At 52.5% G+C, this 1,163-nt stretch carries 1 pseudogene; it reads right to left on the bottom strand.

Annotation, left to right across the window (positions count from 1 at the left end):
• Positions 1-915, bottom strand: a pseudogene (locus tag BLO43_RS16055) (hypothetical protein); the annotation flags it as partial.
• Between the last annotated feature and the right edge of the window lie 248 nt (positions 916-1,163).

Below are 1,163 nucleotides of genomic sequence, written 5' to 3'. Positions count from 1 at the left end.
CAGCTGGAAAGATAGTTTGAAGACATCCACCTTGTCGCCTATCACCCCCGGTGCATAATTCAAGCCTTTGGTGAAGAGGTCGCCATGCTGGTAATACGCCGAAATACGCGCATTGAAGCCATCAATGATGTAATTCACGCCCCCCTCGATCTCTTCCCGCTTACTGCTGTGATTCGGTTGAATACTGGTGAATCTGCCATACGGCTGGAATCTTCCGATACCCACCTTGACCGGTATCAGGTAAAGCCCGGTAACCGTCCAGGATTTTCCATCGAATACGCAAAAGCAGCCCGGATCGGCAAAGGCCTGAGAATTGTAATTAGCGTAGAACTGTTTGTATTCCGCGTTTACCGTGGCGACCCCCATATTCTTCGGCAAGACTTTCTCGAACAGAAGATCGCCAACCAGGCCAAGGAAATCACTGCGATTGGCAAACGATCCCGCGCCATTCTTCTGGTAATTTGCCCCGAATGCCAGCGCCAGGATGTCGCCCGCCTTGCCAAAATAGGTACTGCTGGTGTAGTAACCCGGATTCTTTTCAGGGTTCAGAAAATTGTAGGTGAAACGGCCGGCCCATGACACATCATTCCCCTGGTTGGGTCCGATCGTGCTGGATGACTGCAACCCCCGGTATACGCCCACCGCATAGCCCAGGGTACCCTTGATGAAGCCCGGTTCGACGCTGCCCCAGAAGGTGCCGCCGTCATCACGGCCATACCGGCCCGCGCCGTTGCTGCCGAATTTAACGCTAAAGTCCTGAGGAAAGAATGGTGTCTTGAAGGCGTCATGCGTCGCCTGGAAAAAAGGACCGCTCAATTCGCCCCGTTCCGTGGGCACCAGCATGCGTCCGCCCCAGATGTTCACATACCGGTTGATCTCGACTTTCCCGATAGCGTCCAGAATGTTATAGGACATCTTGGGGTTATCCGCCGAACTGGTGTTGTTACAGAAAAAACATTCCGTGTTGACTTCAAATTTGAGATATTTATGAACCTGCCCGTTTAAATACACCCGAGCATTGTCAATGCTGAAAGAATCATTGTAACTGTCGGTTGCCTTGTTTTGAGCCCATATGCCCGAACCGCGGAAACCGATCCCCGCAGTAAACCATCGGGTCTCGTCAAGCGCCCACTTGGGCCCGCTCGGAAGTTTGAAATCAGATG

Origin of the sequence: Nitrosospira sp. Nsp13, from assembly GCF_900101945.1 — a bacterium.
In the GTDB taxonomy this organism is placed as follows: domain Bacteria; phylum Pseudomonadota; class Gammaproteobacteria; order Burkholderiales; family Nitrosomonadaceae; genus Nitrosospira; species Nitrosospira multiformis_D.
The sequence above is the reverse complement of the archived record's forward strand: the minus strand, read 5'-3'. Positions and strand labels throughout refer to the sequence as shown.